We start from the raw sequence: 5,187 nt of genomic DNA, 5'->3' as shown, positions 1-5,187 counted from the left end.
TGAAGAAAGTGGCCTTGGTGGCCTGCATGCGGAAGTTGCTGACAATTCTCAATGCCATGATGCGTACGATGACCGTTTGGCAACCGGAAATTATCCTTAGACGTGTTTCTGTGGAGGCATAATGAAGACAGTTGCTGCCCCAAGTAATTGTGCCACTTTCTAAGTTAGTCCCATCGGCATAATAGCTTCAGGAGCAGGTGGTCGATAGCGTAAAGCACTATGTGGCCGAATCTGATTGTACTCCTTTTAGCTTGATGATGATTTACGCTAGTTAAGAAGGGAACGGTGGGTATCGGATTATCTGTTCCCCCTCCTCCAAAGGAGAAGGGGAGGATATTAAAAGAGAGGCTAACGCCCCTCTTAAACACCTCGTTACAAACTCTATTTGGTCTATTTAAGACTTAACAGGTATTCTTTCAGCCACATCAAGGCAGCTTCCGCGGCATCCTGTTTGTTCTGTTCTCGGTTTCCCGCGAAATTGTGCTGTCTATTGTAAGTCTTCCTCCCATGAGCCAGACCTAGATAAAATAGACCCACTGCCTTGCCCAGGGTAGCTCCGCCCGGGCCGGCAATACCCGTGTCCGCAATGCATATGTCCACCGCCAGCAGCTTCTTGCCCCCCTCCGCCATCTCCTCAGCTACCTGGGCGCTCACCGCGCCATACCCCTCTATGGTCTCCCGCTTCACCCCGACCACTTCGGCTTTCGCTTCGTTACTGTAGGCGGTTACCGAGCCCTTGTAATAATCAGAGCTGCCCGGGACATTGGTTATGCGGTGGGAAATAAGCCCGCCAGTGGCCGACTCAATTGCCCCCAGCGTCATGCCTCTTTGACGTAGTATATCGCCGATTTCTCGTTCAAGAATAGTCATTTAAACTTATACCAGATGAATAATTACCTGACTAATACCTTTAACTTTTTCTTATTATATACTAAACTAGGCGTAACGGATAAAAAAAATATTAGGAGGGTAAGCAATGGGCTTAACAGCTATCATTCTGGGCGTTATCGGTGTGCTTTGCGCTGTGGTGGGCATTGTAACCGCCGCCGCAGTAATTCCCCCAGTAATGCCAGAATTCACCTGGATTTTCTGGTTTGCGCTTTCGGGTCTTTTTATTCTGGGCGCCATTACCTTTTCTGTCAGTCGCGGCTATTATGAATGATTCAAGTCTCCCCTGACAAGACATATTAATATGAAGTGCGAGGTTTCGGGCTATGGGTATGATACGTGGTGATGATTACCGGGAAGGTCTGCGCCGGGTAAAGCCGGAAATTTACTATATGGGGGAGAAAATCGATAGCGTGGCGGACCACCCTGCCTTTGTCCCCCATATCAACGCCGCCGCCCTGACCTATGATATGGCGTGGGCACCCGAATTTGAAGAATTGCTGACCACCAAATCCCACCTTACGGGAGAGAAGATAAACCTTTTCACCCATGTGCACCACAGCACCCACGACCTGGTGCAGAAAGTGAAAGCCCTCCGTGCACTGGGGCAGCAGACGGGAAGTTGCTTTGCGCGCTGTGTCGGTCACGATGCGCTGAACGCCATCTACTCGGTAACCTATGATATGGATAAGAAGAATGGCACCGAGTACCATAAGCGGTTTGTCAATCTCCTCAAGGAGGTCCAGAAAGAGGACCGCTTCATCTCCGGGGCCATGACCGACCCGAAAGGCGACCGCAGTCTTTCCCCCAGCCAGCAGGCTGACCCCGACCAGTATGTCCACGTTGTGGACAGGAAGAAGGACGGCATTGTGGTCAGAGGGGCCAAGGCACATATTACCGGCGCCGTCAACGCCCTCGGCCATCTGGTCATGCCGACCACGTCAATGAAGGAGGCGGACGCCGATTACGCCGTGTGTTTTTATGTGCCGGTTGATGCCCCCGGACTGGTCCATATATTCGGTCGGCAGACCAACGACGACCGAAAATGCAGCGGTTGCCTGATGGACCAGGGCAATCCGGAATACGGCATTGTCGGTGGGGAGGCACTGGTGGTCTTTGACGATGTCTTTGTTCCCTGGGAACAGGTATTTATGTGTGGCGAGTACGATTTCGCCTTTGAACTTGTGGAGCGCTTTGCCACCGCCCACCGACAGAACTACGGCGGCTGCAAGGTCGGCCTGGCCGATGTTCTCACCGGTGCTACGTACGCACTGGCCGAGGTACAGGGTACGGCCAATGCCTCGCACATAAGAGACAAGCTGGTGGAGATGGTTCACCTTGCGGAGACGCTCTACTGCTGCTCCATCGCCTGCTCCTGTCAGGGATATGCGCTGCCGGCGGGCAATTTCATGGCCGACCCACTTCTGGCCAACGTCACCAAACTCAATGTCACCCGAAATGTTTATGAGATTGCCAGACTCGCCCAGGATATGGCTGGCGGTTTGCTGGCGACAATGCCCTCGGAACTGGACTGGAGCAACACCCGAGTCGGTAAATATGTGGATAAATACTTAAAGGGTACAACCGATGTGCCTGCCGAGACCAGAATGCGTCTTCTGAGGCTGATTGAGGGGATGACCTGCGGTACCGCTCTCGCCGAATCGATGCACGGTGCTGGTTCACCGCAGGCACAAAGGATTATGCTTATGCGACGCGCAAACTGGGAACGCAAGAAGCGGCTGGCCCAGAAGCTAGCCAAGATCGGGGAGCAACCAAAACTGGTGTGACGGATTACAAGCTGAAGGTAACCTTAAAATACTGCGGTTCCTGCAATCCTCTCATTGACCTTATTCAAATCGGCAACAAGCTGAAAGAGGCAATCGAAAATGCGCCAGAGCTACAGCTCGTTTCGCCGGACGATGACCCTATCGACGTGGTGGTGATACTGTGCGGCTGCCCCAGGAAGTGTGGTAACAAAGAAAGTTTCCGCAGGCTGGCAAAGAACTTCATTGTGATAGCCGGAGGAATGGTCGACCTCATGCCCACGGCGGAAAAAGATATATCCAATCAGGTGATGCAGAAGCTCAAATCCTTTTCTTCACCGGAGAGTTAGTTCAGGTTCCGAAGTCTGGCGCCGGCCCGACGAGTTCACCTCCGTCAACTACGATGACTTCCCCGGTAACGTAGCTCGATGCATCGGAGGCGAGGAAAAGCGCCGCCCCGGCAATGTCCTCGGGCACCCCGATATAGCCCAGTGCTTTGCTCTTTGCCGCCTCCTCCCCCTTCGCCGGGTCCTTCCACAGAGCCTCGCTCAGCTTGGTCTTGACCACGCCTGGTGCAATCGCGTTCACCCTTATTTTGTACTGGCCCCATTCTTTAGCCAGAACCTGCGTGAGCATGATTATGCCCGCCTTTGACACGCTGTAAATGCCGAGCTCGCTGGGTACCATGCCCATGATGGAAGCGATATTGATGATGCTGCCGCCCCCCTGCTCCTTCATCACGCCGGCCACCACCTGGCTCAGGAGAAATGGCCCCTTGAGGTTGACGTTCATGGTTACATCCCAGGCCCATTCCTCGGCTTCCAGCAGCGGCCCGTAGTACGGGTTGGTGCCGGCATTGTTGACCAGGATATCTATCTTTCCCCACTCCCCCTTTACCCTGTCCACCAGGGCCTTTGACTCTTCTCCCTTGGCGATGTGACTGGCCACCGCCATGCTTTTTACACCCTTCTGCTGGAGCTCATCGGCCACCGCCTCCAGGTCAGGAAGCTTCCGACTGCTGATGGCAACATCGGCCCCGGCATCGGCAAAGGCCAGGGCGATGGCGCGGCCGATGCCCCGGCTGCCCCCGGTGACCAGAGCGATTTTACCTTCCAGGGAAAATCGGGACAGGTCCATGTTCGCTACCCTCCTTGCTCAGGCACGCTTCTTTCTGCGACGCCACCAAGCGAAGTAAAGTATCACGCCGACTACTATCCACACAGGACTGAAAATGCCGAGCCAGATTAAGATATTGGCCAGTATCCTGCCAAAATTGATAAGCCCGTTCCAGGCGCTGTCAACAATGTTACCGGCACTCCAGCCAGGCAATATCGTAATGTAGTCGCTCCTCTTTTCCGTATCCTGATTGCCGCGGTCATCGGTCACCGCCAGTGTGACGGTATAGGTTCCCTTTGATTTGTATTTATGGCCTGGATTATTGTCGGTGCTGGTATTGCCGTCGCCAAAGTCCCACTCCCAGCTGTAAGGCGCGATGCCACCCCCCACGTCACTGTAAAACCGAATCTGCTCCCCTTCTTTCGCCGTTGTCGTGCTGGCGCTGAACCTGACCTCAAGTTTGGACTGCTCCAGCAAGACCTGGATGAGTGACATCGCCGAGGTCCGCTCCAGGTACTGCATGCGTCCCTTGGTCCGCTCAATGTCCTGCTGCACTCTTGATAGCTCGCGCTGAACGTTGAGAATGTCCTCCACTTTCACCGCTTTTTCCATAAGTTTCAGAAGCTGCGCTTCGGTGGCTTCCAGGTTGCGGAGCGTCGCCTCAAGGTCCACGTATTCCTCGGTAACGTCCTGGCTGGACGTAGTCTCGGAGTTCACCTCCACCGCCATTTCACGCAACACGCTCATCGCATAGTTGAAATCCGATGACGGCACGCGTATGGTAATCTGCCCGACAATACGCTCTCCCTCTTTCCAGCTACTTGAATTGACCACGTACCCTTCCCGGCCCTGCGCGAGTTCGGCGATTTTATCTATGGTGTCGCGGACATCGTCCACCACCAGCTGCATGTTGGCCGTGCGTATAATCATGCGGTCGGTATCAATAGATAGGTCTCCTCCATTTACCGGCGATGGCTCTGGTGCCATGGGCGGTGTTTCCACAACCACTTCGCCTGGTATCCCTTTAGGCGGTGCCGGAATCACTATAGACGGAGCCGGGGCTGGCCCAGGCCTCGAGGCTGGCGCTGGTGCCGGCATCGGGGCCGGTGCTGGGGCCGGTGCTGGGGCCGGCGCGGCACAGGCAATCAACACTGTAGCCAGCATTATCAGAGCCGTAAATATTAATAGCCTCTTCATATCCGCCTCCTATTTGCTCAAACTATCTAATAAAACGGTAGAGGGAGGAAAAGGTTAGCTTATCCTGTATAGCTTTCATTTACGGAAAACATCCCATCTGACAGCGACTTATTTTAACGGATAACCGATTGGCTGCCTCGCCCACATCATGAGGGCTGACTTTCAACTCTTTGGCAATCTTGAAGGCAATGGCGCACGGTAGCTTGCCCTCCACCAGTGATGA

General features: G+C 54.1%; 7 protein-coding genes. 4 read left to right on the top strand and 3 right to left on the bottom strand.

From position 1 onward, the window contains the following. On the top strand, positions 1–122 hold a 122-nt coding region (locus KKD83_02715; GenBank protein MBU2535064.1), incomplete at its 5' end, for an IS110 family transposase. 268 nt (positions 123–390) lie between these two features. On the opposite strand, the gene KKD83_02710 is transcribed toward KKD83_02715, so the two are convergent. Then, positions 391–870, bottom strand: coding sequence for a CinA family protein (locus KKD83_02710; GenBank protein ID MBU2535063.1), 480 nt, complete (start codon positions 868–870; stop codon positions 391–393). Between the two features lie 106 nt (positions 871–976). Between KKD83_02710 and KKD83_02705 the strand changes: the two genes are divergently transcribed. From KKD83_02705 to KKD83_02695, 3 genes are read left to right on the top strand one after another with little or no spacing between them, the layout of a single operon-like run. Beyond that, positions 977–1,162, top strand: coding sequence for a hypothetical protein (locus KKD83_02705; GenBank protein MBU2535062.1), 186 nt, complete (start codon positions 977–979; stop codon positions 1,160–1,162). A gap of 52 nt (positions 1,163–1,214) precedes the next feature. After that, on the top strand, positions 1,215–2,675 hold the full coding sequence (locus KKD83_02700; protein MBU2535061.1) for a 4-hydroxyphenylacetate 3-hydroxylase family protein: 1,461 nt from the start codon (positions 1,215–1,217) through the stop codon (positions 2,673–2,675). Further along, positions 2,672–3,001 (top strand): hypothetical protein, encoded by a 330-nt coding sequence (locus tag KKD83_02695; protein MBU2535060.1) that lies wholly within the window; start codon positions 2,672–2,674, stop codon positions 2,999–3,001. The genes KKD83_02700 and KKD83_02695 overlap by 4 nt, the downstream gene beginning before the upstream one ends. Position 3,002: 1 nt before the next feature. Here the strand turns inward: KKD83_02695 and KKD83_02690 are convergent, their stop codons facing one another. Next, positions 3,003–3,788 (bottom strand): glucose 1-dehydrogenase, encoded by a 786-nt coding sequence (locus KKD83_02690; protein ID MBU2535059.1) that lies wholly within the window; start codon positions 3,786–3,788, stop codon positions 3,003–3,005. Positions 3,789–3,806: 18 nt separating this feature from the next. Beyond that, on the bottom strand, positions 3,807–4,289 hold the full coding sequence (locus KKD83_02685; GenBank protein ID MBU2535058.1) for a PKD domain-containing protein: 483 nt from the start codon (positions 4,287–4,289) through the stop codon (positions 3,807–3,809). Between the last annotated feature and the right edge of the window lie 898 nt (positions 4,290–5,187).

This window comes from Chloroflexota bacterium (assembly GCA_018829775.1).
Taxonomy (GTDB): domain Bacteria; phylum Chloroflexota; class Dehalococcoidia; order Dehalococcoidales; family RBG-16-60-22; genus E44-bin89.
The sequence above is the reverse complement of the archived record's forward strand: the minus strand, read 5'-3'. Positions and strand labels throughout refer to the sequence as shown.

Bases quoted from the DNA above. Each gene is read 5' to 3' on its own strand.
- KKD83_02710 (MBU2535063.1), bottom strand. From the start codon at position 870: ATGACTATTCTTGAACGAGAAATCGGCGATATACTACGTCAAAGAGGC.
- KKD83_02700 (MBU2535061.1), top strand. From the start codon at position 1,215: ATGGGTATGATACGTGGTGATGATTACCGGGAAGGTCTGCGCCGGGTA.
- KKD83_02685 (MBU2535058.1), bottom strand. From the start codon at position 4,289: ATGCAGTACCTGGAGCGGACCTCGGCGATGTCACTCATCCAGGTCTTG.
- KKD83_02705 (MBU2535062.1), top strand. From the start codon at position 977: ATGGGCTTAACAGCTATCATTCTGGGCGTTATCGGTGTGCTTTGCGCT.
- KKD83_02690 (MBU2535059.1), bottom strand. From the start codon at position 3,788: ATGGACCTGTCCCGATTTTCCCTGGAAGGTAAAATCGCTCTGGTCACC.